This window comes from Actinomadura pelletieri DSM 43383 (assembly GCF_003634705.1).
GTDB lineage: Bacteria > Actinomycetota > Actinomycetes > Streptosporangiales > Streptosporangiaceae > Spirillospora > Spirillospora pelletieri.
The window spans coordinates 428,875-455,800 of record NZ_RBWU01000005.1 but is presented as its reverse complement, the minus strand read 5'-3'; the positions used below and the strand labels follow the sequence as shown (position 1 = coordinate 455,800).

The window sequence follows — 26,926 nt, the reverse complement described above, 5'->3', positions numbered from 1 at the left end:
ATGTGCCAAGTGGGTGAGTATGTCCGCTGCGCGGGTACCGCTTCGGGCATGGCTTCTGATCGCGGTTCCGCGAAGCACATCGTGATCGTCGGCGGCGGGTACGTCGGCATGTACACGGCATTGCGCCTGCAGAAGAGGCTGCGCCGCGAGCTGCGCAGCGGCGAGGTCGTCGTGACCGTCATCGACCCCCAGTCGTACATGACCTACCAGCCGTTCCTCCCCGAGGCCGCGGCGGGGAACCTGGAGCCGCGCCATGTCGTGGCGCCGTTGCGGCAGGTGCTCGGCAAGTGCCGGATCCTGAACGGCTTCGTCACGCGCATCGACCACGCGTCCAGGAGCCTCACGGTCCGTCCCGCGGGCTCGCAGACCGCGGGCGTCTCCGACCGGAAGGTCGGCTACGACATGCTCGTGGTCGCCCTCGGGTCGGTCTCCCGGACGCTGCCGATCCCCGGCCTCGCCGACTGCGGGATCGGCTTCAAGACCATCGAAGAGGCGATCTTCCTGCGCAACCACGTCCTGCACCAGCTCGACATCGCGGCGTCCAACGTGGACGACGAGCGGGTCAGGAGGCGCGCGTTGACGTTCGTGTTCGTCGGCGCCGGGTTCGCGGGCGTCGAGGCGATGGCGGAACTGGAGGACATGGCGCGGGACGCCTTCAAGGCGTACCCGACGCTCGACGAACGGGAGATGCGCTGGCTGATGGTCGAGGCGACCGACCGGATCCTGCCCGAGGTGGGGCCGGAGATGGGGCACTGGACCGCCGAGGCGCTGCGCCGCAGGGGCATCGAGGTCAAGCTGGAGACGTTGCTGAAGTCCGCCGAGAACCGGCGCATCGTGCTGAGCGACGGGGAGGAGTTCGACGCCGGGACGCTCGTGTGGACCGCCGGGGTGAAACCGCATCCCGTCGTCAAGGACAGCGACCTTCCCCTGGACGACAGGGGACGCGTCAAAGCGACCGCGGAATTGACCGTCGAGGGGCTGGACGGCGTCTACGCGGCGGGCGACAACGCCGCCGTTCCCGACCTCACCGACACCGGTGACTTCACCGCGCCCAACGCGCAACACGCGGTTCGCCAGGCCAAACGTTTGGGTGACAACATCGTGGCGGATCTGCGTGGAAAGCCGCGAAAACCGTATGTGCATGGCTATGTCGGCTCGGTGGCGAGCCTTGGCCTGCACAAAGGCGTCGCGAACGTCTACGGCGTGAAGCTGCGCGGACTCCCCGCCTGGTTCATGCATCGGACCTACCATTTGTCGCGGATGCCGACGATAAATCGGAAGTTCCGGATCACCATGGACTGGACGCTGGCCATGTTCTTCCGGCGCGAGATCGTCTCCCTGGGTGAGTTGGAATGGCCGCGCCAGGAGTTCGAACTCGCGGCCGGACGCCAACACGACACCTGACCGAAGGACTCCCGCCCCGCGTGATGGAGGCGCTCGCGTGAGATGAAGGCGCCCGGCCCGTGGGCGCCGGGTCCGACCGCATCGTCGACCTGCCTTCAACGGATGCGCCGAGAGGGAAGCCCTGCAGGGCGGTCGAGGGCGCAGACCGGCCGTCCGAGCGCGGCCGCCCACGGCGCGCGCACATCGGAAACCGGCGCGGAGTCACCGCGCGAACATATGACGAAGGCGCCCCGCATACTTGGGCGTCGAATGCCCGGAACCGGCCGGACCCGGCCGGGTGCGCGTCCGGCCGTTCTCCCCTGCCGCAACGCTCTGGCCTGCGAAAGTACGCGGAGGGACGAGCGCGGGATCCCCGCCATTCCCCGGAACCGCCATGTCCACACCCCCACGATCAGCACAGAAGGGCCCAACGGGACGGGCAGTTCACTCGATATGATTGCGCCGCCCCTGTAGCCCAATGGCAGAGGCGGGCTCCCTAAAAGAGCCAACGTGTCGGTTCGAGTCCGACCAGGGGCACCCAACGGTCGGCCGGCGCTTCTGTCAGGGGCGCCGGAACACCGATTTCCCGCACCCGGACCGGATGTCCGGGGAGACGAAACCGGAACTCACAAGAAAACCGGCATTACGGTGAAATGTTGTGGAGTTCGGGCCTGTGTTACGGGAGCGACGGAATGACGGGTTCGCTCCGTCATGTCGTCCCGGGGCCGGATGCCGTCGAGGAGCCGCCGGTCAGCGGCGTGGGTGGAGGCGAAGACGGGGAGCAGGGCAGGGGTGAAGACGGAGGTCGTGCCTCGACGTCGATGGTCGGGCCCTGTCGATGATCAGCCCTGTCGATGATCAGCCGTCTCAGTGATCAGCCCCGCGCCGGTGGCGTGGGGCTGATCGTTGTGGGATCTCTGCGCCAGAGTCGTGGCGCGGCATGGCGGCACGACGGCGGGGGCATCCGTTGGCGGGATCCCACCGGGTCCATGTGAAGTTCACTGTGAAGGCCATGGGGGTCCCGCCGGCAGGCGGGACGCGTGGAGCGAAGGCTCAGTAGTGCCGCGCGCGGCGGGTGCGCTCGTGTTCGCGTACCAGGGCCGCCGCGTATCCGTGGGAGAGGTTGTGCTCTTCGGCCAGCCAGGAGCTGCGCTCCTCGCAGCGGGTGAACGACGGGCCGTTCTCGATGGCGGTGAACCACTCGGGGATGTCACGTCCTGTGACTTGCGGAATGCGGGCGATCAGCTTGCTGTGCGTCTCCGGCGAGTGGTTCAGTGACAATTGGCACCTCCAGGTCGCGGGGCTCTTCCTGCTGACTCTGCAACACGAGTCCGGATGTGACAACCCCCTAACGGGGACCTATCTTTTACGCAACGTAGATCATTTATAACGGGGATGTCCTCCGGAAACGAGCAGGTCGGCGCCCTGTCAAGTGGACGGCCCGCCACAGAGGCGTTTCTGGCAGCCCCTGACATACCGGCGCCGCCCAGGACACGCGCGCCGCCCTGCACAGACGCCGGCTAGGACAGGCGCTCCACCACCATCGCCATGCCCTGGCCGCCGCCGACGCACATCGTCTCCAGCCCGAACTGCCTGTCGTGGAACTTCAGGCCGTTGAGGAGCGTGGAGGTGATGCGGGCGCCGGTCATGCCGAACGGGTGACCGACCGCGATCGCGCCGCCGTTGACGTTGAGCTTGTCGATGTCGACCCCGAGGTCCTCGGCGGACGGCAGCACCTGCGCCGCGAACGCCTCGTTGATCTCGACGAGATCGATGTCGTCGATCGTCATGCCGGCCTTCGCGAGCGCCCGGCGGGACGCCTCGACCGGGCCGAGCCCCATGATCTCGGGGGAGAGGCCGGTGACGCCCGTCGAGACGATCCGGGCCAGCGGGGTGATGCCGAGTTCGGCGGCCTTGGTGTCGCTCATGACGATGACCGCGGCGGCGCCGTCGTTCAGCGGACAGCAGTTGCCCGCGGTGACCGTTCCGTCCGGGCGGAAGACCGGTTGGAGCTGCGAGACCTTCTCGTAGGTCGTCCCGGGACGCGGTCCGTCGTCCTTGGCGAGGACGGTGCCGTCCGGCAGCGTCACCGGGGTGATGTCCTTCTCCCAGAACCCGTTGGCGAGCGCCTTCTCCGCAAGGTTCTGCGACCGCACGCCGAACTCGTCCTGCGCCTGCCGCGAGACACCGCGCGCGCTCGCCACGTTCTCGGCGGTCTGACCCATCGCGATGTAGATGTCGGGGAGGGCGCCGTCCTCGCGTGGATCGTGCCACACGGGCGATCCGCCTTCGCTCGCCTTGGCCGTGCGGGCCTGCGCGTCGGCGAACAGCGGGTTCTGCGTGTCGGGGAGGCCGTCGCTGCTGCCCTTGGAGAACCGGCTGACGGTCTCGACGCCCGCCGAGACGATGACGTCCGCCTCACCGGCCTTGATGGCGTGCAGCGCCATCCGGGTGGTCTGCAACGAGGAGGAGCAGTACCGGGTGATCGTGGCGCCGGGCACGTCGTCCCAGCCGAGCAGCACGGACACGACCCGGGCCATGTTGTAGCCCTGTTCGCCGCCGGGCAGTCCGCAGCCGAGCAGCAGGTCGTCGATCTGACTCGGCTCCAGCTCCGGGACCTTGGCCATCGCGGCGGTGACCATCTGGGCGGTGAGGTCGTCGGGCCGGACGTCCTTGAGCGACCCCTTGAAGGCGCGGCCGATCGGCGAGCGCGCGGTGGCGACGATGACTGCCTCGGGCATGCGAGTCTCCTCGAATGTTACTCGGTGGTTCACCCAGCAATCTAACCGCTACCTCACATACCCGTATATCGCGGGTATCAGTTTCATTACATGCAACGTCCGATAAAGGTGGTTCCGCTTAGTTCCCGAGCCGGTGATGACATTCGTCCCATGCGGCCGGGACGGCGGAACCCGGACGCTGTTGCACGGCGGAACCGTACGGCCGCCGCAAGCGCGGGCGGCGGCCGTACGGGGAGTCAGTCGGATGACTGGCCGGGGCTCGTCGCAGGTGACCGGACGAGCCCCGGCCTTGTCCTTTCCGTCCCTTCCCTGCGTCCCTTCCCTGCGTCCCTTCCGGGGTCTCCGTTCCCGGCCCGGTTCACAGATCGCGGCGGCGGAAGGAGATCGCCGCGAGCCCGAGGACGAGGACGGCCCAGACACAGGTCCAGCCGAGGTAGGCGGCGGTGAGCGGGGTCCGGCTCAGGAACGGGAAGTCGTCGAACGCCGGGAACTGCGCCAGCACGGCCGGGTCCTGGAAACCGCGCATGGCCCCGCGCCAGAGACCGTCCGTCGGCAGCAGGACCAGCGACACCGTCCCGACCTGCTCCATGCCCTTGTTGCCGAGGGCGTGCCCGACCCCGCCGACGACCCCCGCGATCCAGGTGGCGCCGAACAGACCGACCGCGACGATGCCCGACGCCATCGGCGAGACGACGGTGGACAGCATCAGCGCGAGCGTGAGCAGGACGGCCGTCTGCGCGGCGAGCAGCGCGAGGCCGGTCACCGGCTGCGGCGGCCAGTACCCCGTGGTGATCCACACGATGAGGAGCTGGGTGAGCCCGGTCAGCGCGATGTAGCCGCCGCCGAACGCCACCAGGCCCAGCCACTTGCCGAGCAGCACCGCCGACCGGTGGACCGGTCGCGCCAGCATCGTCAACGCCGTTCCGGACTCGATCTCCCCGGCCAGGGTGGGCCCGGCGAGGAAGGCGGTGCCGAGGGCGGCGATCAGACTCAGCCCGAACATCACCAGGTTGAGCACCTGCGATGCCGCGAGCCTCGCCTCACCGCTGGTGAGCGTGCCGAAGTTCGCGTCCAGCCGGGAGAACCCCCAGGCGCTGAGTCCGAGCAGGATCAGCGTCATCACCGCGAGCGCGCGCAGCACCCGCCGGCGACCGGCCTCCCGCAGGGTGAGGGCGGCGACGGTGAGCACGGTGCGGGCGGTACGGGCGGTGTGGGCGGTCATCGGCGGTCCTCTCCGGAACCGGCGCGCAGGATGTCCAGGAGGCGCCGTTCGAGGCTGATCCGTCCGGGCTCGACGGCGTGCACCCGCACACCCAGGACGACCAGGTCGGCCACCAGGTCCGGGACGGCCCCGTCGTCCGGCCCGGCGTCCTGGTCGGCGGGCGGTTCGACGACGTACTCGTCGCCTTTGCGGGTGAGACGGCCGGCGGCGGCGAGCCGTGCCTCCGCCTCCGCGCCCACCCCGTCCAGCCGGAGCCGCAGCTCGCGCCGGCCGAGCAGCTCGGCCAGGGTGCCGGACGCGGCGACCCGGCCCCCGTCCAGGATGACGACCCGGTCGCAGACCCGCTCCACCTCGCCGATCAGATGCGAGTTCAGCAGGACGGCGACCCGCCGGGACCGCAGGGACAGCAGCAGGTCCCGCACGTCGGCCCGGCCGATCGGGTCCAGGGCGCTGGTGGGCTCGTCCAGGACGACGAGTTCCGGGCGCGCCACCAGCGCGACGGCCAGCCCGAGTCGCTGCTGCATGCCCTTGGAGAAGCCGCCCACCCGGTCGCCGGCCCGGTCGGCGAGCCCGACCATGTCCAGACACTCGCGCCGTTCCGCGACCGGCACCGTGACTCCCGCGAGCCGGACGTGCAGATCGAGCACCTCGGCCGCGGTGAGCCACGGCTGATACCGGAACAGTTCCGGCAGGTAGCCGACACGGGCCCGGGCGCGCGGGTCCCGTGCCGGCCGTCCGAGCAGCAGCACGTCCCCCGCGTCCGGGCGGACCAGGCCGAGCAGGATCTTGATGACGGTGGTCTTTCCGGCCCCGTTCGGCCCGAGCAGGCCGACGATCTCACCGCTGCCGACGCCGAAGGACACGTCGTCGACCGCGACCCGCCGCCGGTACCGCTTGCGCAGCCCCGAGCACCACACCGCCGGTGCCGGGGGCAGTTCGGCGAGCAGCCGCTCCGCCGCCTCGGTGTCGCGGGTCATCGCAACCCCCTCGCCACCGACAGCACCTCGTCCGCGCTGAGCGAGCCCGCCACGCCGGTGACGACGCCGTCGTCCACCCAGACCACCCCCGCCGCCGTGCCGTCCCGTGTCCTGAGCACCGTGGCGGGCCGCCCGCCGACCTCGGCGGTGGACGTCTTCGTCTTCTCCGTCGACACGAACAGCGGCAGCGTCGTCCCGCCCCCGGTGAAGGTGCGCAGTTGCGACCTGACGTTCTCGGGGAGCGTGGGCAGTGACAGCAGGTAGTCGCGGGCCGTCGCGAACGGGACGCCCGAGGAGTACACGGTGGGCGCGACCGCGCGGGCCACGATCAGCGCGGGCATGGCGCGGCCCCGCGACCAGACGGCGACGACCCCCGGGCCGGCGCGGAACCGGAACCTGCTGCCGTCCAGGCCGGGAGGCGGTGGCGGCGGCGTCCCGCCCGCGGCCCGGACGGTCCGCGCGGTCTTCTCGACCGAGAACGTGAAGAGCGCGCCGACCTGCCCGCCGACCCGGTAGGACGGCTCTCCCGTCACGCCCCGGGGCAACCTGTCGACCCGCGGGACGGGAAGCCCCGTGGCCTGCCGCGCGGCGTCCGCGCCCGGCGCCGGACGCAGATCGGCTTCCGCGGTCACCCTCAGGTCGCCAAAGGCCGACAACTCGGGCATCCGGACCAGGTCGGCCCGGGGGGCGGTGATCGGGGCGACCTGCTCGGTGCGGAAGACCCGTAGCCAGTCCGCGGCCGCCGCCACGCCGGCCCCGCTCAGGATCGCGGCCACCCCGAAGATCGCCACCACGGGGTTGCGCAGCTTCGTCCGCCACCCGCCTCCGCCGGCCCTGGTCGTGGGCCGTGACCCTTCCGTGGCGACCGCGGCGGCCAGGCGTTCCCAGCCCTCGTCCACGTCCACCGGGGGCCCGGCCTCCAACGCGTCCAGCGCCGCACCGGCCGCCGCCGCGTCGTCCTGGGCGGCCGCCAGCCCGGACAGGCACACCGCGCAGCCGGCGACGTGCTCGCGGTCGGCGCCGGCGACACCCGCCGGCTCGTCGACGAGCCGGCGCAACGTCCCGTCACTCGGATGACGCATGACGGTTCAACTCCTTGCCAAGAGCGGACTCGGCGCGCCGCACCACGGTGCCCACGCTGCCTGGGGAAAGGTCGAGGGCGGCGGCGACCTCCGCGTAGCTGAGGCCGCTGTGCCGCAGCACGAGGGCGACCGCCTGCCGGCGCGGCAGCCGCGCCAGCGCCGCCCGCACGCGGCGCCGCTCGTCCCGGGTCACCACCGTGTCGGCGATGTCCGGGCAGACTTCGACGGCGCCCTCCGCGGCCTCCTCGCGGGAGGCGCGGCGGCGGCCGGAGCGCAGATGGTTCAGCGCGGTGTGCGCCGCGGCGACCGACAGCCATCCGGCCGCCTCACCGGCCGGCACCGAGGAACGCGCGAACGCGAGGAACACCTCCTGCGCCACGTCCTCGGCCTCGTCACGGGACCCGAGCACCCGGGCGGCGACGGCGACGACCCGCGGATACGCGGCACGGAAGACCTCCTCGAGGTCGGGCCGGACGACCCCCGCCGCACGCCTCGCCACCGTCCCGCCGCCCTTCCGCTCGGTCACCGCACCGCGCCCCGCACCGGACGGGGCCGAGGGCAGCGCGGCGGCCGGTGCGCTCCCACCATGCCCTACGACGTCCATACCTGTAGAGCACCGCCGAAGCCCCTCATGTGACACACGCCGGACGAATTCGAAACGTCCGCAGGTATCGAGAGCCCGTTCCCTCCGGCCCGCCGCTGCTCGCGGGCGGCCGTCTCGGCTACCGTCGAGAAGGGGAATCCTTCCGGACCCGCTGAGCAGGGCCGCAACGCCCGGAGCAGCACACAGGAACGACAAGGATGTCGCGGTGCAGGTACATGACTCGCTCGTCGAGCTGATGGGCAACACCCCGCTCGTCCGGCTGCGCAAGGTCACCGGCGGCCGCCAGGGGGCGCAGGTGCTCGCCAAGGTGGAGTACCTCAACCCGGGCGGCTCGGTGAAGGACCGGATCGCGCTCCGCATGATCGAGGCGGCGGAGCGGTCCGGCGAACTGCGGCCGGGCGGGACGATCGTCGAGCCGACGTCCGGGAACACCGGGGTCGGGCTCGCCATCGTGGCGCAGGACCGGGGCTACCGGTGCGTCTTCGTCTGCCCCGACAAGGTCGCCAAGGACAAGATCGACGTGCTGCGCGCGTACGGCGCGGAGGTCGTGGTGTGCCCGACGGCGGTGTCGCCCGAGCATCCCGACTCCTACTACTCGGTTTCGGACAGGCTGGCCGCCGAGATCCCCGGCGCGTGGAAACCGAACCAGTACACGAACCCGCAGAACCCCGTGTCGCACTACGAGACGACGGGCCCGGAGATCTGGGAGCAGACGGAGGGACGCGTCACCCACTTCGTCGCGGGCATCGGCACCGGCGGGACGATCTCCGGCGCGGGCCGCTACCTCAAAGAGATCTCCGATGGCCGAGTGAAGATCATCGGCGCGGACCCGGAGGGGTCGGTCTACTCCGGCGGCAGCGGCCGTCCCTACCTCACGGAGGGCGTGGGCGAGGACATCTGGCCGGAGACCTACGACCGGGACATCTGCGACGAGGTCATCGCGGTGTCCGACAAGGACTCCTTCAACATGACCCGTCGGCTGGCCCGCGAGGAGGCGCTGCTGGTCGGCGGCTCGTGCGGGATGGCGGTCGTCGCCGCCCTGCGCGTCGCCGCCGAGGCCGGTCCGGACGCCGTGATCGTGGTCCTTCTCCCAGACGGCGGCCGCGGCTACCTCTCAAAAATCTTCAACGACGAATGGATGGCGGACTACGGCTTCCTCATTCCCAGCACGGAAGAGGCCAGGGTCGGCGAGGTCCTCACCCGGAAAGGGCGGACGCTGCCGGAGTTCGTCCATGTCCATCCGCATGAAAGCGTGCAGACCGCCATCTCCATCATGCGGGAGTACGAGGTGTCCCAGCTCCCCGTCATGAAGGAAGAACCGCCGGTCATGGCCGCGGAGGTCGTCGGGTCCGTGGTGGAAAGCGACCTGCTAGATATTCTCGTCAAGGAACACGCCAGACTTTCCGAGCCGGTCGAAAAACACATGTCGGCGCCCCTTCCGACCATCGGTTCCGGTGAACCGGTCAGCAAGGCCGTGGACGTCCTGGAAAAGGCTGGCGCCGCCGTGGTCCTCGTGGACGGTAAACCCAAGGGCCTGGTAACCCGCCAAGACCTCCTGGCCTTCCTCGCCTCTCCGAACCACTGATCACGGAAGACTTTTATGATCCGGCGGCGCACACTACTCCTAGTACACTGGGCGCGCCCGTCCGTGCATCGACCTGCGTCTGTTTTCGCAAGAATGCGGGACTTCACAAGGTTCGGGTTGCGCATATGTATGCTTGTGATCCGATCAAGGTCGATGGAATGATCAATTTTGATTTCGATGAGGACGGACGTCTCATTGGCATGGAAGTTTCAGAGGCCAGGAGTAAGCTGCCTCGGCGGGTGCTTGATGCGGCGGAGCGGCTTGACGGCGATGATGAATGACCGACGTGGCTTGGGGCGTGCTCGTCTGCTTCGGTGGTCCGCGGCCGGGGTCCGACGGGTCGGCTACGAGGATCTGGTGCGGTTGTTCGAGACCGCCGAAGAGCGGGACGGCCTGGATCATGGAAACCGAGGCTGGCTGGAGGAACGTCACCGGGAAGGTGACCGCTTTTTCCTGGTGCGGCTTCCTCGGCGAGACCATCGTGCCCATGTCAGGTGTGCGCTCGTTGTGATGACCGAGAGGAATCGGGGTGTCTGGATGCACCTTGACGTGCGACGTAGGACCTATGTGGGGCTACGTCGGGCGAGTCAGAAGGAGATGGAGGATCTGACTCTCAACCTGGCGGTCAGGCTGCCTTTCGTGCGTATGCCGGAGGATTCGCTCTTTGATCCAACGGTCGATTTCTCGTAGCGCTGTGGCCTGGTGTAAGAAGAAGCGCCGAAGGTCTTTGACCTTCGGCGCTTCTATAATGTCGGGTTGCGTGGGACGGCCGGTGGGCGGCGTTGCGGGCCGGCCCGCGCAACCCGACGTCTGTGGGTGCCGGGTCAGCGGCGCCCGGTCGGGATGTAGTCCTCTCGGGTGTCGGACGGCCTGAGCTGCTTCTTCGGCTGGTCGCCGTGTCCCGGCCACCAGGCCCGGTGGCCCAGCATGGCCGTGAGGCCGGGGACCAGGAACAGCGCCATCACGAAGGCCGAGAGGGCGATGCCCAGGGCGATGGAGAAGCCCATCTGCTGGAGCATCGACACCTTGGCCAGCAGCATGACCGAGAAGGTCCCGGCGAGGATCAGACCGGCCGCGGCGACCGTCGGACCGCCGTGCTCGACCGCCAGGGCGGCGGCCTTGCGCGGCTCGTGGCCCTCCTTGGCCTCCTCGCGGAGCCGTGCGGTCATCAGGATGTTGTAGTCGGTCCCGATGGCCAGCACGAACAGGTACAGCATGATCGGCAGGTGGAAGATCTCACCGGGCTCGCCCAGCAGGCCCTGGAAGACGTACACCGCGGAGCCCAGGGTCGCGGCGAAGCCCAGGAGGACCGCCGGGACCAGGTACAGCGGGGCGACCACCGAGCGGAGCAGCAACAGGAGGATCAGTGCGATGAGCACTCCGGCGACCGGCAGGATGACCGACAGGTCGCGGTTGACCACCTTGTTGATGTCGCTGTAGATGGCGGTCTCACCGCCGACGAACACCTCGGTGCCCTCGGGCGCGATGTCATGGACGGCCGGACCGAGGTCCTCCTTGACCAGGGTGATCGCCTTGTTGTCGACCGGGTTGCCGTTCAGGACCAGGTTGACCTGGCCGATCTTCGGGTTCTGGCCGAGCACGGCGGGCTGGACGCCGCCGACACCGGGCAGGGACTTGGCCTTCTGGCCGAAGGCGTCCAGTTCGGCCTTCGTCAGCGGCTGGCCGTCGGTGGAGCGGACCATGACCTCGACCGGGGTGTTCTGGCCGGCGGGGAAGCCCCGCTGGAGGTCCTTGTTGGCCTGCGCCGACTCGGTGTCCTGCGGGAAGCTGGACTGGAAGTCGTAGTCGGACTTGAACCCGACCGCACCGGTCGCCAGCGCGATCAGCAGGCCGCCGGCGACCAGCGCGACGACGGCCGGACGCTTGCCGACCATCCGGCCGAGCCGGGCTGCGGTGGCGGCCTTCGGCTGCTTCTTCCAGGACTTGGACGGCCAGAACACCGCGGTGCCGACCAGCGACAGGATCGCGGGGAACAGCGTCAGCGAGGTGATGCCCATCACGATGACGCCGATGGCGAGCGACGGACCCCAGGCCGCGAAGATCCCGAAGGACGCCAGCATCAGCACCAGGAACGTGGCCGCGATCGCCGCCGCCGCGGAGGTGATGACCTCGCCGACCCGCTCCACCGCCGAGACCAGCGCGGTCTTGCGGTCCTCGCCGGCGCGGAGGCGTTCCCGGTAGCGGAACAGCAGGAACAGGTAGTAGTCGGCGCCGACACCGAACAGGACGATGGTCAGGATGATCTGGAGGCTGTCGTCACCGCTGAAGTCCAGCACCTTGGACGCGGCCCCGATCAGGCCCATCGACACCTGTTCGGTGGCGATGATCACAATGATCGGCAGAATCGCCGCCAGTGGCGCCCGGAAGATCAGCAGGATCAGTCCGATGATCAACGCGAAGGTGGCGATGGTGATGAGCAGGAAGGACTGGGTGAAGGAGTCCTCGTTGTCGACCCACGCGGCCGGCTCACCGCCGACCTTGGCCTCAAGTCCGCTGCCCAGCTCCTTGGGCAACTGCGTGCGGATGTCCTTGATCGCCTGACTCTGGTCCTTGGCGGCGTCACCCGACGCCATCTCCATCGGCACGCTGATCAACTGGATGGACTTGTTGGGGGCGACCGCCTGGGGACCGGTCTCGAAACCGTGCACCGTCGGGTACTTCTTGGCGGCCAGGTTCTGGGCCGCCGCGGCGATCTTGGTGCTGTCCGCGGGAGTGATCTTCCCGCCGTCGGAACGTTGCACCACGATCAGCGCCGACATGTCGGCCTGGTCCGGGAACGCGTCCTCGGCCACCTTGGCGGCCTGGACGGACTCGTACTTGGACGGCAGGAACTCGCCCTGGTCGGATTCGGTGGCGAGCTTGGGTGACAAGGCGATGATGAGGACCGCGGCCGCCAGCCACGCCGCGATCGTCCACCATGGATGTCTCACGACGAAGCGCGCAAGTCCAGCGAACATGAGGTTTTCCTTAGCTCGGTGTGCAAGCTCGGGGTTTCGAGCGGGGATACCCGTAAAACGGTAGAGAACGCTGGCCGCGCTGTGGTCAACCCGCGTGCCGAAATGAAGGCTGATACCTCCGGGGGATCTCCTCATCCTCGAGGAGGGGAGTGGGCCGGATAGCCTCGTTCCCATGGACAACGACGTTCAGCAGGGCTTCGACACACTGGCCGTCCACGCGGGCCAGGAGCCGGACCCGAGCACGGGGGCGGTCGTTCCGCCGATCTACCAGGTCTCGACCTACAAGCAGGACGGCGTCGGCGGGCTGCGCGGCGGCTACGAGTACTCTCGGTCGGCCAACCCGACACGAACCGCGCTCGAAACCTGCCTGGCCGAAACCGAGGGCGGCACGCGCGGGCTGGCGTTCGCGTCGGGGCTCGCCGCCGAGGACGCGCTGCTGCGCGCGGTCTGCCGGCCCGGTGATCACGTCGTCATCCCCAACGACGCCTACGGCGGCACCTACCGGCTGTTCGCGAAGGTCGCCGAGCCGTGGGGCGTCGCGTTCGACGCGGTGCCGCTGGGGGACGTCGGCGCCGTCCGGGCCGCGGTGCGGGACGAAACGAAAGTCGTGTGGGTGGAGACGCCGACGAACCCGCTGCTCGGCATCGCCGACATCGCGGCGCTCGCGTCGGCCGCGCACGACGCGGGGGCGCTGCTGGTCGTCGACAACACGTTCGCCTCGCCGTATCTGCAACGGCCGCTGGAACTCGGCGCGGACGTGGTCGTCCACTCGACCACCAAGTACATCGGCGGGCATTCCGACGTCGTCGGCGGCGCGCTGGTCGTGTCGGACCCGGCCCTGGGGGAGCGGCTCGCGTTCCACCAGAACGCGATGGGCGCCGTCGCCGGACCGTTCGACGCCTGGCTCACCCTCCGCGGGATCAAGACGCTGGGCGTGCGGATGGACCGGCACTGCGCGAACGCCGAGAAGATCGTGGAGATGCTCGTCCGGCACCCGTCCGTCCGGCAGGTGCTGTATCCGGGCCTGCCGGGCCACCCCGGGCATGACATCGCGGCCAAGCAGATGAGGGCGTTCGGCGGCATGGTCTCGTTCCGGATGGAAACGGAGGAGGCCGCCGTCCGCGTGTGCGAGCGGACGAAGCTGTTCACGCTCGGCGAGTCCCTCGGCGGCGTCGAGTCGCTGATCGAGCATCCGGCGCGGATGACGCACGCGTCGGCGGCCGGATCGCCGCTGGAAGTCCCCGCCGACCTGGTCCGACTGTCGGTCGGCATCGAGGACGCCGACGACCTTCTCCGCGATCTGGACAGGGCCCTGGCCTGACGCTTTTCGCCCGGTACCCGCCCCTTACACTTGATCAAGGTTCTATACTCGGCGCGCCAGGTTCGTACGGAAAGGTCCACGGGTGCGCAAAACATTGGTCTGTGGGGCGGTGTTCGCCGCGGCATGTGTCTCCGCCGTGGCCGTTCCCGTGGGGGCCCATGCCACCACGCCGGCGCCGACCCCGCCCGTACCGTCGACGCCGCCGGGAGATCTCGGCGGATCGGGCACGGAGTCGCCGTCGACGTCGTCCACGACGCCGCCACCGAGCGGTCCCGAGAGCGGTCCCCAGGGCGGGACACCCGGTGGGACGCCGGGTGGGACGCCCGGCGCGGAGCCCGCGCCCGACGGGGAGCCCGACGGCACCGTCACCGCGCGGGCGGTCATGATCACGCCCGAGCTGCCGAAGTTCCGCACCTACTCCTACGGCAAGTCGCCCGCGCAGCGCCTCGACGCGTACTGGCGCGACGAGGGCCCCCGGGCGAAGCCGCGCCCGGCGGTGCTGATCCTGCACGGCGGCTACTGGCAGTCCGGAGACAAGGGCGGCGGCTGGAAGTACTTCGCGCGACAGCTGACCGAACAGGGCTTCGTCGTCCTGTCGGCGAACTACCGGCTCGCGCCGAAGGCGCAGTGGCCGGCGCAGCGGGAGGACTCGCTGTCCGCGCTCGACTTCGTCAAGACGCACGCGCGGCTGTGGAACGCCGACCCGTCACGTGTCGCCGTGCTCGGCTCGTCGGCCGGCGGGCACCTCGCGACGCAGATCGGCACGCTCGGAACGGGCACCGCACAGGTCCGCGCCGTGATCGCGCTGTCGCCGCCGAACAACCCGCTGATGGCCTTCCGGGACGGTGTGCAGCCAGGCGCGTCCCCCCGGCAGGTGAAGCTGCGGCAGGCCGTGACCGACCTCATCGGTTGCGTGCCCGACATCGAGGGTGACGACAGCGGTGACCGCGACGACTGCTGGACGCGACTGGACGACGCCAGCACCATCACGCACGTGTCCGCAGGCGACGCGCCGATGCTGCTGATGCACGGTACCGGCGACTTCGTCCCGGTGGCGCAGAGCACCGAGCTGGCGCGGGCGCTGCGCGAGGCGGGCGTCCAGGCGACCGTGAAGTCCGTCGAGGGCGACCTGCACGCGACGCAGATGCTGGACGACCAGCAGACCTTCCCGACGATCGTGAGCTGGCTCAGGAAGCACCTGGACGCGCCCGCCGAATAGACGCGCCCGCCGAATAAGGGCGAACGGGCCGGCCGGGCAGGGACGCCTCCGAGCAGAACCGGGCGGCCTCCGGCCCGGTCGGCTCCGCTCGGCGCGGACGGCGGCGCCCCCGCCGCGGTCTAGGCGCGGGATGACACGGTTGCTCAGCCCGGTCGGCGGTCGCGGCGCCCATGCCGGTGGCGATGAGCCGGGCGGTGGTCGTTCAGTGGGTCGCGGTCGAGCGGCGCGCGTAGCGCGAGGATCTCGCCGGAGACGGCGGTCGGCTTTCTCAGCGGCGGTTGCGGCGTGTGCGGAGGTAGTCGCTGACGACGTACTCGCCGAGGCGGTCGGCGTCGGGGGCGAACACCCGGCCGCCGTTGCGCCGCGCGACCTCCTCCACGAACGACACGAGCCGCCGGTCCTCGGCGAGCATGAAGAAGTTCATACAGGCGCCGCGCCGCGTCATCTTGTCGACCTCGGCGAGGGTCAGGACGAGCGTGTCCGTGGACGGCGGGTAGTCGAACAGCGAACGGCCGTCCGGGCGCAGATGCGCGGTCGGCTCGCCGTCGGTGACGACGAGGACGATCGGCTCGAAGTCGGGATGCCGGTCCAGATGCCGTCCCGCGATCATCAGCGCGTGGTGCAGGTTGGTGCCCTGCACCATGTCCCAGTCCAGGCCCGCCATCTCCGTCGGGTGCAGAACCCGCGCGTAGTTGGAGAACCCGATGATCTGGATGGCGTCCTGCGGGAACTTGCTGGTCACGAGGGTGTGCAGCGCGAGGGTGGTCTGTTTGGCGACGGCCCAGGTGCCGCGCAGCACCATCGAGTACGACAGGTCGACCAACAGGCACACGGCCGCGCCCGTGCGCCGCTCGGTCTCCTGGACCTCGAAGTCGTCCACGCTCAGCCGCACCCCGCCCGGACGTCTCGACCCGTTGCCCGTCACCTTCGCGATCTCGACGGTCCCGGGTTCGTGCAGACCGGGCTCCGGGACGCCGGGTTCCCGGAGGTTCGCGGACGGGCGGGTCACCACCCCGGCCCCGGCGTCCATGGCGCTGCGGCGGATCGCGTTGCTCACCGTCCGGACCACGTCGAGCGGCTGCTCGTCGCCGAACCTCCACTCGCGGCTGGCGCCGGTCAGCTCGCCCGCCTGGCCCGCGTCCCGCTGCTCGTGGTCGCCCTGCCGCCCGGACGTCAGCCGGGAGAACACGCGGCGCAGCGCCGTCTCGCCGAGGCGGCGCACCGCCTTCGGTGTCAGCTCCAGCTTTCCGCGCGTACGCCGCAGAAAGCCCTGCCGTTCCAGCTCCGCCTCGATGCGACGCAGCTCGGCGAGGTCGTCGACGGCCTGCCGGCCGAGGGCGCGCCGGACGGCGTCCTCGTCGATGTCGTCGAGCCGCGCGCCGGGGTAGTCCTGCCCGAGGGCGGCCTCCAGCTCGCTGAGGTCGGCCAGCTCCGCGAGCGCGGTCGTGGCGTCGCCCATGCCGAGCGGGTCGTCGCCGGTCATCTCCTCGGGACGGCCCCAGCCGAGGTCGGGACGGCGGGCCCGCAGCGCGTCGCCGAGACGCGCCATCTCCATGGCGAGACCGGCGTCCTGCATCGCCTGGTCCATCAGTCCGGCCAGCTCCGCGCGCTGCTCCGGGCTGAGCGAGGCCAGCAGCCGGTCCATGGCGGCGGCGCGGCGGGCGAGGGCGTCGACGAGCTCGTCGAGGTTTCGTGGGTTGTCGGGGAACATGTCCCCGTACTCGCTCATGAAGCGGTCGAAGTCGTCCTGGGTGTGCTCGCCGCGCGCGTCGCGTTCCAGCATCGCGTTCAGCGCGGCCATCATGTCCTTGACGCGTTCCATGGCGGCCGGGTCCTGGTTCTCCAGGGCCTGTTTCATGCCCTGGAACTGCGCGTCCAGGACCTCGCGGCGCAGCAGGTCCTTCAGCCGCTCGAACGTCTGCCGGGCGGCGTCCGAACGCCACTCGTAGTCCGACAGCCGCCGGATCGCCCGGGACGTGTCGGACGGCAGCGTGTCCAGCTCCGCCTCGCGTAGCCGCGCCTCGTCGCTCGGGTCGGGGAACAGCTCGGCGCGTTCCTGCCCGATCGCGGTGTCGAGGAGGGCGCGGGCCTGCTCCAGCGTGCCGTCGAGGCGGCCCCGGTCGCGCAGGGCCCGGCGCCGGTCCCGCACCTGGCGGAGCATGTCGTCGAGCCCGCGGCGGCCCCGCGCGCCGGGCAGACCGCGGCGCAGCAGTTCACGCAGCGCGTCGTCAGGGCGCGTGCCGTCCAGCACCGAGTCGCCCATCGCGTCGAGGGCGTCGCGGACGTCGTAGGGCGGGGCGAGCGGGTCGGGCCCGTCCTCGTACGCTCCGTAGCGGTAGCGGCTCATCGAAGCTCCTTCCGCGTGGAGACCCTCTGCACGCGCGGCTCGGGTGCGACTCTTCAGGTGCGGTAGACGGCGGTCCCGTCGCCTCGACCCGCGGTGACGTCCTTCGACAGGCGCCGGGTGAGGAACAGGCCCTCCAGCGCGAACTCCAGCGCGGCCGCGGCCTGCCCGGGGGACTCCCCGCTCATGCCCAGCCGATCCATGATCTTGGCGAGGCCGGGGACATGGCCGATGCGGCGCAGCAGCTCCGCCGCCGGGACCAGCTCGCCCGACTCGACGGACTCCCCGGCGTCGAACTTGTCGAGCAGCCCGTTCAGGTCGGCGGCGCCGAGCGTCCGTCGGTAGGTCTCGGCGACGGCCCGGCGCAGCAGGTGTTCCAGCACCTCCTGCTCGCGGCCCTCCTCGCTGACCTCGAACTCCACCTTGCCCATCAGGGACGGGACGACGGCGAGCAGGTCGCAGACACGGGCGACGGGCTGGTTCTCGCCGGTCAGGGCCGCGCGCCGCACCGCGCCCGCCGCGACGGTCTCCGCGCCCGCGAGCGCGAACCGCGCCGACACGCCGGAGCGGGAGTCCACCGCCGTGGACTCGCGGACGAGCCGGGTGAACCGGCCGATGACCTCGACGAGATGGTCGGGCACCTCGGCGGGCAGGCCCGCCAGGTCGGCGAAGTCGGACTCCTGCCGGATCAGCGCGAGTTCGGCGTCCAGTTCGAGGGGGTAGTGGGTGCGGATCTCGGCGCCGAAACGGTCTTTCAGCGGGGTGATGATGCGCCCGCGGTTGGTGTAGTCCTCAGGGTTGGCGGACGCGACGAGCAGCACGTCCAGCGGCAGCCGCAGCGCGTAGCCGCGGACCTGCACGTCGCGTTCCTCCAGGACGTTCAACAGCGCCACCTGGATCCGCTCGGCCAGGTCGGGCAGCTCGTTGATGGAGAAGATGCCGCGGTTGGTGCGCGGCACGAGCCCGAAGTGGACGGTCTCCGGGTCGCCGAGCGTCCGGCCCTCCGCCACCTTGATCGGGTCGACATCGCCGATGAGGTCGCCGACGCTGGTGTCGGGCGTGGCGAGCTTCTCCCCGTACCGGTCGTCGCGGTGGCGCCACTCGACGGGCAGGTCGTCGCCCGTCTCGGCGGCGAGCCGGCGGCAGCGCACGCACACCGGCGCGTACGGGTGGTCGTTGATCTCGCAGCCGGCGATGACCGGGGTCCACTCGTCCAGCAGCCCGGCCAGGGTGCGGATCAGCCGCGTCTTGCCCTGCCCGCGCTCGCCCAGCAGCACCAGGTCGTGCCCGGCGAGCAGGGCGCGTTCCAGATGGGGCAGGACGGTGTCGTCGAACCCGAGGATGCCGGGGAAGCGCGGCTCGCCGGATCGCAGCCGGGTGAGCAGGTTCCGCCGGATCTCGGCCTTCACCGAGAGCCGGACGTGGCCGGTGGTGCGCAACTCGCCCAGAGTTGCCGCGCTGGATGGGGATTCTCGGGGTGTGGAAGAACGCACGCGATCGACACTACGTCGCGGGTACGCGCCGTCGCACCCTCCGGTAAGGGATTCGTCCGCTTTGCCGGTCTTTACCTGGGAGTGTCCGGTCGGATCGGGTGTTTGGGTGGAAACGCCGCGGCGGGGGAGACTGGAAGGGTGAACGATGCCGGCGAAATCGAGTGAGGGAGGCGGCGCCGATGGCGCGATTCGGTGATGGCCTGGCCCTCGGACCCGACCTGTCCAAGGCCGCCGCGTCCGCGGTGGAACAGGCGCTCGCGCCGCTCAGCGCGGCGCCCGACCTGGTCTGCGTCTTCATCAGGGCAGAGGACCCCGGCGAGATCGAGGCGGCGGCCGCCGCGGCGGTACGGGCGGCCGGGCCCGCGGTGCTGCTCGGCTGCAGCGCGTCCGGCGTGATCGGCGCGGGACGCGGCGTCGAGGAGACGGGCGCGGTCAGCGCCTGGGCGGCGGTGCTGCCCGGCGCGCGGCTCGACCCGTTCCGGCTGGAGACGCTCAAGGCCGACGACCGCCTGGTCGTCGTCGGCATGCCGGAGGGGCAGGACGACGACGTGGTCGGTGTGCTGCTGACCGACCCGTACAGCTTCCCCGTGGACGCGTTCGTGGAGCGCTCGGACGACGCGCTGCCCGGCCTGCCCCTGGTCGGCGGGCTCGCCGAGGGCAGGGAGCGGGGCGATGCGCGGCTGTTCGTCGGCGGCGAGGTGTACGCCGACGGCGCCGTCGGCGTCGTGATCGGCGGGAACGTCGCCGCCGCGACCGTGGTCAGCCAGGGCGCCCGCCCGATCGGCCCCGACATGGTGGTGACCAGGGCGGCGGAGAACATCCTGTACGAGCTGGCCGGGGTGCCCGCGCTGGAGAAGCTGGAGCAGATCGTCCTCGGACTGCCGGAGGACGAGCAGGAACTCGCCGGCCGCGGCCTGCTGATCGGGGTCGCCATGGACGAGTACGCCGACGAGCACGAGCACGGCGACTTCCTCGTCCGCGGCGTCGTCGGCGCCGACACCGACAGCGGCGCCATCGCGATCGGCGACGTGGTGGACGTCGGCCGCACCGTCCGGTTCCAGGTCCGCGACGCCGGGGCCGCCGAGAAGGACCTGGCCGAGCTGCTCGAACGGTTCGACATGGCCCCGGTCGAGGGCGCGCTGCTGTTCTCCTGCAACGGGCGCGGCCAGGCCATGTTCCCCGACTCCGACCATGACGCGAAGGTGCTCGACCGCGCGTTCGGGCCCGCCGGGATCGGCGGCTTCTTCGCCGCCGGTGAGATCGGCCCCGTGGCGGGACGCAACCACGTCCACGGGTTCACCGCGTCGATCCTCGCGTTCGGCCGCGCCGGAGAACCCGCTTGAGCGATGTCGAGTCGGGCACGGCCGAGTCGAGCACGGCCGAGTCGAGCACGGCCGAGTCGAGCACGGCCGAGTTGGGCGGCGCCGCACGGCAGCAGGGGCTCGTGCTGGCGGTGGACGTCGGCGGGACGAAGCTGGCCGCCGCGCTCGTCGATTCCGAGGGGCGCATCGCCGTCTATGACCGGGTCGCGACACCGAACCCGGCCGTCCCGGACGGCGGCGGCCGCGACGCCGAACGGCTGTGGCGGACGTTGCGCGCGCTGCTCGACAAGCTCGTCACCGACGCGGGCGACCCGCCGCTCGCGGGCGTCGGCGTCGGCTGCGGCGGGCCGATGACCTGGCCCGCCGCGAACGTGTCGCCGCTCAACATCCCCGCCTGGCGGGACTTCCCGCTGCGGGACAGGCTCCGCGCGCGGTACCCGGACCTACCCGTCCGCATCCACAACGACGCCATCTGCGTCGCGATCGGCGAGCACTGGCGCGGCGCGGGACGGGACCGCGACAACGTCCTCGGCATGGTGGTGTCCACGGGTGTCGGTGGCGGGCTCGTCCTCGGCGGACGTCTCGTCAACGGCGCCAGCGGCAACGCCGGGCACATCGGCCATGTCGTCGTCGACCCGGAGGGACCGCCCTGCGCGTGCGGGGGCCGCGGCTGCCTGGAGGCGGTCGCCCGCGGCCCCGCCCTCGTCGCCTGGGCGCGGGAGCGGGGCTGGCGCCGGGAGAACCCGCACGCCACCGGGGTCGACCTGGCCGCCGACGCGCGGCAGGCGCATCCGGTGGCGGTCGCGGCGATGCGGCGCGCGGGCCGCGCCCTCGGCGTCGCGCTCGCGTCCGCGACCCACCTGTGCGACCTGGACGTCGTGGCGGTCGGCGGCGGCCTGTCGCAGACGGGCCCGCTGCTCTTCGACCCGTTGCGGGAGGCGTTCGGGGAGCACGCCGGGCTGGAGTTCGCGCGCCGCGCCGAGATCGTCCCGGCGGAACTCGGTCAGACCGCCGGACTCGTCGGCGCCGCCGCCCTGGTCCTCGCGCAAGATCATTACTGGAGTGCGGGTTGACCATGGCCGGTGCGAAGATCAGGTCATGAGCGAAGCGAACCGGGGGACTCGGGGGCCCACCCCTCACAGGAGACAGGTATGAGCACGGTCACCGTCGACGATGTGCGCGCCGCCCGGGAACTGCTCGACGCGGTGGCCGTCCCCACCCCGCTGATCCCGTCCCGGGTGCTGTCGGAGCAGCTCGGCGGGCCCGTCCTGCTGAAGTGCGAGAACCTGCAACGCACCGGCTCCTTCAAGATCCGCGGAGCGTATGTACGGATCGCCGGGCTCAGTGAGCGCGAACGCGCCCGCGGTGTCGTCGCGGCCAGCGCGGGCAACCACGCGCAGGGCGTCGCGCTCGCCGCGTCCATGCTCGGCTGCAAGGCCACCGTGTTCATGCCGATCGGCGCCCCGCTCCCCAAGATCGCCGCGACCCGTGGCTACGGCGCCGAGATCGTGTTCCCCGGCCCGTCCGTGGACGACTGTCTCATCGCCGCGCGCAGGTACGCCGACGAGTGCGGCGCCGTGTTCATCCACCCGTTCGACCATCCCGACGTCGTCGCGGGCCAGGCCACCATCGGCCTGGAGATGCTGGAGCAGTACCCGGACGCCCGGACGATCGTGGCGCCGGTGGGCGGCGGCGGGCTGCTGGCCGGGATCGCGGCCGCCGCCAAGGGCGCGGTGAAGGAGATCGGCGGCCGGGACATCAAGATCGTCGGAGCGCAGGCGAAGCGGGCCGCGGCGTTCCCGGCGTCGCTCGCCGCCGGCCGGCCCACGCAGATCGAGGTCGAGCCGACGATGGCGGACGGGATCGCCGTCGGACGACCCGGCGACCTCACCTTCGCGATGTTCACCGAACTCGTTGACGCGGTCGTCACCGTCACCGAGGAGTCGATCTCGCAGGCGCTGCTGCTGTCCCTCGAACGCGCCAAGCAGGTCGTCGAACCGGCGGGCGCCGCCGGTGTCGCGGCGCTGCTCGAACACGCGTACGCGGTGGAGCCGCCCGTGGTGGTGCTGCTGTCGGGCGGCAACATCGACCCGCTGCTGCTGTCGAAGGTGCTGCGGCACGGCCTCGCCGGGGCGGGCCGCTACCTGGTCGTCCGCTGCCGGTTGAAGGACCGTCCCGGCGCGCTCGTGACGCTGCTGGGCGAACTCGCGGAGCTGGGCGTGAACGTCCTGGACGTGATGCACGAGCGGGTCGCGGCCCGGTTGCACGTCGAGGAGGCGGAGGTCCTCATGCACCTGGAGACGCGTGGCGCCGACCATTCCGAGGACGTCATCGCCCGGCTCCGCGAGAAGGGCTACACCCTCACGCTGAGCTGACCCCGTTCCCGGGGTGCCGTTACAAGGGGTGCGGCTACGGAGACGCGGCTACGACGCGCGGCTACAGGGTCGGCTTGCCCTCGGAGTAGAGCCAGGTCCGCGCCCAGCCGTCCAGGTCCTTGCGCGACATCCGTTCGGCGAAGCGGACGAAGTCCGCCGTCGAGGCGTTGCCGTGCATGTAGGCGGCGGGCCACGCCTTGAGCAGCCGGAAGAACGTCTTGTCGCCGACCGTCGTGCGCAGGACGTGCAGCGCCATCGCGCCGCGTTCGTAGACGAGGCCGCCGAAGATGTTGTCGCGGCCCGGATCGGCGACCCTGCCCGTCCACAGGCGCTCGCCCGGCGGCGTCTCGTAGACGGCGTCGAAGCTCTCCTGCACGGGCGTGCCCTCGAACTTCTCGGAGTACAGCCACTCGGAGTAGGTGGCGAACCCCTCGTTCAGCCAGATGTCCGACCACCGCACCGGGGACACCGCGTCCCCGAACCACTGGTGACCGATCTCGTGGGCGAGGAGCGTGCCACGCGGAATGGAGCCCGGCGTCCGGCCCAGGTCGTACACGGGACGGCCCTGCGTCTCCAGCGCGTAGCCGACCCCGGCCTTCACCGCGATCCCGCCCGTCGAGGTGAACGGGTAGCGGCCGTACAGAGACGCCAGGTAGTCGGTGACCGTGGCCGTTTGGTCGTGGAACTTCTCGGCGTCGTCCGGCTTGACGGTCAGGGAGCGGTCGACGGCCGTGAGGTTCGGCACGCCGGTGTCGGTCCGTCCGTCGAGGACGTCGTACCTGCCGATGGCCAGCATCGACAGCTCGCTGGCCATGGGACGGCCCATGACCCACCGGGTGGTCGTCCAGCCGTTCCGCGTCCACTTCCCGCGAAGGTCGCCGTTGGCCAGCGCCGTGAGGTCCTTGGGCGTGGACAGGACGAACGTGTACGTCGCCTTGTCGGTCGGGTGGTCGTTCACCGGGAACACCGTCGCCGCGCCGAACGGCTGGTTCAGCATCACCGCGCCGTCGGACGTCGGGATCCAGCCGGACGTGCCTAGCGTCGGGTCCTTGATCGTCTGCGGTACGCCGGAGTAGGAGACGGTCACCGTGAAGTGCCGGTTCCTCCGCAGTCCCTTGCGGGGTGTGATCACCAGTTCCTGCGCGCCGGTCCGCTGGTAGGTCGCCGTCCGGCCGTCCACCCGCAGCGACGAGATCTTCAGCGGCCCGAGGAAGTCCAGGTTGAACCGGGACAGGTTCGCCGTCGCCCGCGCCTTGATGTGGGTGACGGCCTGGATGCCCTTGGTCGTCGGGTCGTACTTCAGGCCGATGTCGTAGTGGGCGACGTCGTAGCCGCCGTTGCCCATGTCGGGAAAGTAGGGGTCGCCCGCGCCGGGCGCCCCCGGAGAGAACCGGGCGCGTTCCTGATCCGCGGCGGCGCCCGCGGGCGCCGCCGTCACGGCGAGGACCGTGGCGGCGCCCAGCGCCACGGTCGCCAGGACTCTGGGGGTGGTGTTCATCGCACTTTCCTCCGTGTCCATGGCTGGCCGCCCCCGTCAGGCGCCATACCGTGATCAAGACTTTCTTGTGCGACACGGCTGAGGCAAGCGTGAAGCGGCCCCAAAAGCCCGGCGAGAGGGCGGTTTCCGTGGCCGGTTCCGGCATCGGATCATCGGTTTGTGTCTTTTTAGGGACAGACCGGCACGCCGATCCGGTTGTTCACCGGACGTTCACCCCGTCATTTGGCCGGGCGGCCCTGCTGGTAGAGCCAGTCGTCGAAGAACGCGTCGAGGTTCTTCCCCGAGATCCGTTTCGCCGTCGCGATGAACTGGGCCGTCGTCCCGCTAGAGTGCCTGCGCTCCTTTGTCCACGTCTGGAGGATCTTGTAGAAGGCCTCCTCGCCGACCCTGGCGCGCAGGGCGACCAGCGTCATACCGCCACGGTCGTACACCGACCGGCCGAACATCTGCCTGCGGCCCGGGTTGCCGGGTGGCACGTCCCACAGCTCCCGCGCGCGCGGGCTCCCGTACCGCAGGTCGAACTGCTCCTGGACGGTCTTCCCGCCGCTCCGCTCCTCCCACAGCCATTCGGCGTAGGTCGCGAAGCCCTCGTTCAGCCAGATGTCCTGCCATTTGGTGACGCTGACGCTGTCACCGAACCACTGGTGCGCCAGCTCGTGCGCGACGATCGTCGGTTGCAGGCCGAACGACCCGTACACCGGGCGGGTCTGCGTCTCCAACGCGAAACCGACGTCCGCGTTGTCGATCAGACCGCCCGTGGAGGAGAAGGGGTAGGGGCCGAACAACTTCACCCACTCGTCGGTGATCTCGGAGTTCAGCCCGTGGAAGGTGTCGAGGTTCGCGCTGACGGTCGGGTCGACCGCAGTGATGACGGGGATGCCGCCGGCGGTCCGTCCCGTCCGCACGTTGAACCGTCCGACGTCGATCGTCGCGAGATAGGTCGCCATCGGCGCGTCGACACGCCACTTGGAGGTGGTGGTCGCCGTCGTGGTCGCCGCCCCGGCGGCGTGGTGCGCGATGGGGCTGATCTCCGGTCCGGGCCGGGACGGGAACCCGCTCGGCGGCGTCTCCGGCGGGATCGGGGGGCCGGTGGGCAGGCTCGGCGGGCCGCCGGGGAGGTCGGGCGTTCCGCCGGAGCTGGTGGGCGGCGTCTCCGGCGTGCCGTTCGCGATCGCCGTCAGCCCGGCCGGCACCGTGAGCTCGAAGTCGAACGTCGCCTTGTCGCTCGGATGGTCGTTGCTCGGGAACCAGGTGTGCGCGCCGCTCGGCTGGCATGCCACGAACACGCCGTCCGGGGTGCGGATCCAGCCGTACTGGCCGAGCCCCGAGTCCGACGCCGGCTCCGGAGTCCCCGAATAGGCGACGACGGTCGTGAACTTCGCGCCCTTCTCCAGCGGCTTCGCGGGCGTGACCTCCAGTTCGGCGCCGCCGCGCTGCTGCCGTGCCGGGGCGCCGTCCACGGTGATCGACGACACCTCCAGACCGGTCAGGTCGAGGTTGAACCGGGCGAGACGCTCGGTCGCCACCGCGGTGATCGTCGCCGTCCCGTCGAGTTGCTTCGCGCCGTCCGGGGTGATCGTCAGCTTCAGCGCGTAATGCTGGACGTCGTAGCCGCCGTTGCCGTTCCCCGGCACATAGTTGTCGCCCGCCGTCGCCGGGCCCGCCGGTCCGGTCGCGGCCGACTCCGAAGGCGAACCGGACGTTCCCCCACCCTCGTCGAACGACACGATCTGGCAGGCCGCGGTCAACGAACCCGCCACGGCGAGAGCGGCCACGCCGGCGGCACCGCGGAACGCGACCCGCGAGCCGTGACGGCGAGGACTGGGGGAGTTTCCGGCCATATGCACGGGGCCAGCCTGCCCGTGCCGAGCCCATGGCGGCAACTCGACGGTCAACTCGGCGGGCACCCGGCGGGCACCGCGCGGCATGTTCTCAGCGGTGGGCGTAGGGGTCGGGTTCGTGCCCGTCGGCCCGGACGACGACGGTGCTCGCCACCTTGTCGTGCAGGGCCTGCCTGCGCGGATCCCAGAGGATCCACAGGACGTCGATCAGGCCGATACAGCCGCAGACGCCGCCGAGCACGCTGTAGAACGCGGACCGTCCCGCGGCCTGCCCGGAGCTGATCGCCTGCCGGTCCTCCGCCCGGACGACGCGGATCCGCAGCAGCATCTTGCCGAGCGTCTGTCCCCGCTTCGCGTGCATCAGCCAGAAGTAGAGGAAGGCCAGGACCACGCTGATCGCGTTCGTCCCCACCTGGGCACCGTTGTACACCGAGTCACCGGGCTCGGGGTCGAACACCCGGCCCCAGTCGATGAACGGGAGCGAGATCAGCACGGACACGACCCCGAGTAGGACGGCGTCGACGATGCCCGCGCCCAGCCGCGCCCAGCGGGACGCCATCCCCGCGGCCGGGTCGACATACTCGCCCGCACCGCCGCGGTAGGCGGGCAGGGGTTGCCCGTACCCGGATTGCCCGTACCCGGGCTGCCCGTACCCGGGTTGCTCTCCGTACGGTTGCTGGCTCCCGTAGGGCTGCTGCTCCCCGTAAGGGTGCTGGCCCCCATAGGGCTGTTGACCCCCGTAAGGCTGCTGGCCTTTGTAGGGTCCCTGCTCGGATCCGTAGGGCGGTCCGCCCTGGGGTCCCGGGCGTTCGGGCTGCTGCCGGCCGTACGGCCGATCCTCCGGCCCTCCCCCGGACGCGGGGTCGTTCGGCGGTTGCGTCATGTCGTCAGGGTGGCCACGCCACCGCCGTCCAAACCTCGCCGCGTCCGGAGCAGGAGAA

General features: G+C 70.8%; 20 protein-coding genes and 1 tRNA gene. 9 read left to right on the top strand and 12 right to left on the bottom strand.

Going from position 1 to position 26,926, the window contains the following annotated elements; translation table 11 throughout:
- The first annotated feature begins 48 nt into the window (after positions 1-48).
- Positions 49-1,404: an NAD(P)/FAD-dependent oxidoreductase gene (locus BZB76_RS23890; RefSeq protein WP_121436634.1), complete on the top strand. Its 1,356-nt coding sequence runs from the start codon at positions 49-51 to the stop codon at positions 1,402-1,404.
- A 443-nt stretch (positions 1,405-1,847) separates the two neighbouring features.
- Positions 1,848-1,920 (top strand) — tRNA-Leu (locus BZB76_RS23885).
- A gap of 516 nt (positions 1,921-2,436) precedes the next feature.
- Here the strand turns inward: BZB76_RS23885 and BZB76_RS23880 are convergent.
- The 6 genes from BZB76_RS23880 to BZB76_RS23855 all read right to left on the bottom strand — a co-directional run bounded on the left by BZB76_RS23880 (position 2,437) and on the right by BZB76_RS23855 (position 8,009).
- On the bottom strand, positions 2,437-2,664 hold the full coding sequence (locus tag BZB76_RS23880; protein ID WP_067799929.1) for a DUF4287 domain-containing protein: 228 nt from the start codon (positions 2,662-2,664) through the stop codon (positions 2,437-2,439).
- Between the two features lie 239 nt (positions 2,665-2,903).
- A complete protein-coding gene (locus BZB76_RS23875; protein WP_121436633.1) occupies positions 2,904-4,124 on the bottom strand; it encodes an acetyl-CoA C-acetyltransferase in 1,221 nt (406 codons plus the stop codon).
- 358 nt (positions 4,125-4,482) lie between these two features.
- Positions 4,483-5,346, bottom strand: a complete 864-nt coding sequence (locus BZB76_RS23870; protein WP_121436632.1) for an ABC transporter permease — start codon at positions 5,344-5,346, stop codon at positions 4,483-4,485.
- On the bottom strand, positions 5,343-6,323 hold the full coding sequence (locus tag BZB76_RS23865; protein WP_121436631.1) for an ABC transporter ATP-binding protein: 981 nt from the start codon (positions 6,321-6,323) through the stop codon (positions 5,343-5,345). Before BZB76_RS23865 ends, BZB76_RS23870 begins: the two co-directional genes overlap by 4 nt.
- Complete coding sequence (locus tag BZB76_RS23860; protein WP_121436630.1) at positions 6,320-7,405, bottom strand: hypothetical protein; 1,086 nt, start codon at positions 7,403-7,405, stop codon at positions 6,320-6,322. Before BZB76_RS23860 ends, BZB76_RS23865 begins: the two co-directional genes overlap by 4 nt.
- Positions 7,389-8,009, bottom strand: coding sequence for a sigma-70 family RNA polymerase sigma factor (locus BZB76_RS23855; RefSeq protein ID WP_121436629.1), 621 nt, complete (start codon positions 8,007-8,009; stop codon positions 7,389-7,391). The genes BZB76_RS23860 and BZB76_RS23855 overlap by 17 nt, the downstream gene beginning before the upstream one ends.
- Positions 8,010-8,214: 205 nt before the next feature.
- On the opposite strand from BZB76_RS23855, the gene BZB76_RS23850 reads away from it, so the two are divergent.
- Positions 8,215-9,594 carry a cystathionine beta-synthase gene (locus BZB76_RS23850; protein ID WP_121436628.1) on the top strand — a complete coding sequence of 460 codons (1,380 nt, stop codon included), beginning with the start codon at positions 8,215-8,217 and terminating at the stop codon, positions 9,592-9,594.
- A gap of 125 nt (positions 9,595-9,719) precedes the next feature.
- Positions 9,720-9,875: a DUF2283 domain-containing protein gene (locus tag BZB76_RS23845; protein ID WP_121436627.1), complete on the top strand. Its 156-nt coding sequence runs from the start codon at positions 9,720-9,722 to the stop codon at positions 9,873-9,875.
- A gap of 543 nt (positions 9,876-10,418) precedes the next feature.
- On the opposite strand, the gene BZB76_RS23840 is transcribed toward BZB76_RS23845, so the two are convergent.
- Entirely contained in the window at positions 10,419-12,572 is a 2,154-nt protein-coding gene (locus tag BZB76_RS23840) for an MMPL family transporter (protein ID WP_121436626.1), read from the bottom strand.
- Positions 12,573-12,744: 172 nt separating this feature from the next.
- On the opposite strand from BZB76_RS23840, the gene BZB76_RS23835 reads away from it, so the two are divergent.
- On the top strand, positions 12,745-13,893 hold the full coding sequence (locus tag BZB76_RS23835; RefSeq protein WP_121436625.1) for a cystathionine gamma-synthase: 1,149 nt from the start codon (positions 12,745-12,747) through the stop codon (positions 13,891-13,893).
- Positions 13,894-13,975: 82 nt separating this feature from the next.
- A complete protein-coding gene (locus BZB76_RS23830; RefSeq protein ID WP_246007145.1) occupies positions 13,976-15,112 on the top strand; it encodes an alpha/beta hydrolase in 1,137 nt (378 codons plus the stop codon).
- 268 nt (positions 15,113-15,380) lie between these two features.
- Here the strand turns inward: BZB76_RS23830 and BZB76_RS23825 are convergent, their stop codons facing one another.
- Together BZB76_RS23825 and BZB76_RS23820 are read right to left on the bottom strand one after the other, a co-directional pair.
- A complete protein-coding gene (locus tag BZB76_RS23825) occupies positions 15,381-17,459 on the bottom strand; it encodes a vWA domain-containing protein (protein ID WP_121436623.1) in 2,079 nt (692 codons plus the stop codon).
- Positions 17,460-17,512: 53 nt separating this feature from the next.
- The gene (locus BZB76_RS23820) at positions 17,513-18,949 is read right to left on the bottom strand and encodes a sigma 54-interacting transcriptional regulator (RefSeq protein WP_121436622.1); all 1,437 of its coding nucleotides are present in this window, start codon (positions 18,947-18,949) and stop codon (positions 17,513-17,515) included.
- 179 nt (positions 18,950-19,128) lie between these two features.
- Between BZB76_RS23820 and BZB76_RS23815 the strand changes: the two genes are divergently transcribed.
- From BZB76_RS23815 to ilvA, 3 genes are all read left to right on the top strand, one after another.
- Complete coding sequence (locus BZB76_RS23815) at positions 19,129-20,292, top strand: FIST signal transduction protein (RefSeq protein WP_121436621.1); 1,164 nt, start codon at positions 19,129-19,131, stop codon at positions 20,290-20,292.
- Positions 20,289-21,344 (top strand): ROK family protein, encoded by a 1,056-nt coding sequence (locus tag BZB76_RS23810; RefSeq protein ID WP_337959767.1) that lies wholly within the window; start codon positions 20,289-20,291, stop codon positions 21,342-21,344. The genes BZB76_RS23815 and BZB76_RS23810 overlap by 4 nt, the downstream gene beginning before the upstream one ends.
- Before the next feature lie 78 nt (positions 21,345-21,422).
- Complete coding sequence (ilvA, locus tag BZB76_RS23805) at positions 21,423-22,646, top strand: threonine ammonia-lyase (RefSeq protein WP_121436620.1); 1,224 nt, start codon at positions 21,423-21,425, stop codon at positions 22,644-22,646.
- Between the two features lie 61 nt (positions 22,647-22,707).
- Here ilvA and BZB76_RS23800 read toward each other — a convergent pair whose 3' ends face one another.
- The 3 genes from BZB76_RS23800 to BZB76_RS36425 form a co-directional block, all read right to left on the bottom strand.
- A complete protein-coding gene (locus BZB76_RS23800) occupies positions 22,708-24,144 on the bottom strand; it encodes a M1 family metallopeptidase (RefSeq protein WP_121436619.1) in 1,437 nt (478 codons plus the stop codon).
- A gap of 218 nt (positions 24,145-24,362) precedes the next feature.
- A complete protein-coding gene (locus tag BZB76_RS23795) occupies positions 24,363-25,919 on the bottom strand; it encodes a M1 family metallopeptidase (protein ID WP_246007144.1) in 1,557 nt (518 codons plus the stop codon).
- A gap of 157 nt (positions 25,920-26,076) precedes the next feature.
- Entirely contained in the window at positions 26,077-26,868 is a 792-nt protein-coding gene (locus tag BZB76_RS36425) for an RDD family protein (protein WP_121436617.1), read from the bottom strand.
- Positions 26,869-26,926 lie beyond the last annotated feature (58 nt).

Coding starts and splice junctions, on each gene's coding strand:
- BZB76_RS23840 (WP_121436626.1), bottom strand. CDS start 12,572: ATGTTCGCTGGACTTGCGCGCTTCGTCGTGAGACATCCATGGTGGACG.
- BZB76_RS23875 (WP_121436633.1), bottom strand. CDS start 4,124: ATGCCCGAGGCAGTCATCGTCGCCACCGCGCGCTCGCCGATCGGCCGC.
- BZB76_RS23825 (WP_121436623.1), bottom strand. CDS start 17,459: ATGAGCCGCTACCGCTACGGAGCGTACGAGGACGGGCCCGACCCGCTC.
- BZB76_RS23890 (WP_121436634.1), top strand. CDS start 49: ATGGCTTCTGATCGCGGTTCCGCGAAGCACATCGTGATCGTCGGCGGC.
- BZB76_RS23860 (WP_121436630.1), bottom strand. CDS start 7,405: ATGCGTCATCCGAGTGACGGGACGTTGCGCCGGCTCGTCGACGAGCCG.
- BZB76_RS23815 (WP_121436621.1), top strand. CDS start 19,129: ATGGCGCGATTCGGTGATGGCCTGGCCCTCGGACCCGACCTGTCCAAG.
- BZB76_RS23845 (WP_121436627.1), top strand. CDS start 9,720: ATGTATGCTTGTGATCCGATCAAGGTCGATGGAATGATCAATTTTGAT.
- BZB76_RS23835 (WP_121436625.1), top strand. CDS start 12,745: ATGGACAACGACGTTCAGCAGGGCTTCGACACACTGGCCGTCCACGCG.
- BZB76_RS23800 (WP_121436619.1), bottom strand. CDS start 24,144: ATGAACACCACCCCCAGAGTCCTGGCGACCGTGGCGCTGGGCGCCGCC.
- BZB76_RS23855 (WP_121436629.1), bottom strand. CDS start 8,009: ATGGACGTCGTAGGGCATGGTGGGAGCGCACCGGCCGCCGCGCTGCCC.
- BZB76_RS23870 (WP_121436632.1), bottom strand. CDS start 5,346: ATGACCGCCCACACCGCCCGTACCGCCCGCACCGTGCTCACCGTCGCC.
- BZB76_RS23865 (WP_121436631.1), bottom strand. CDS start 6,323: ATGACCCGCGACACCGAGGCGGCGGAGCGGCTGCTCGCCGAACTGCCC.
- BZB76_RS36425 (WP_121436617.1), bottom strand. CDS start 26,868: ATGACGCAACCGCCGAACGACCCCGCGTCCGGGGGAGGGCCGGAGGAT.
- ilvA (WP_121436620.1), top strand. CDS start 21,423: ATGAGCACGGTCACCGTCGACGATGTGCGCGCCGCCCGGGAACTGCTC.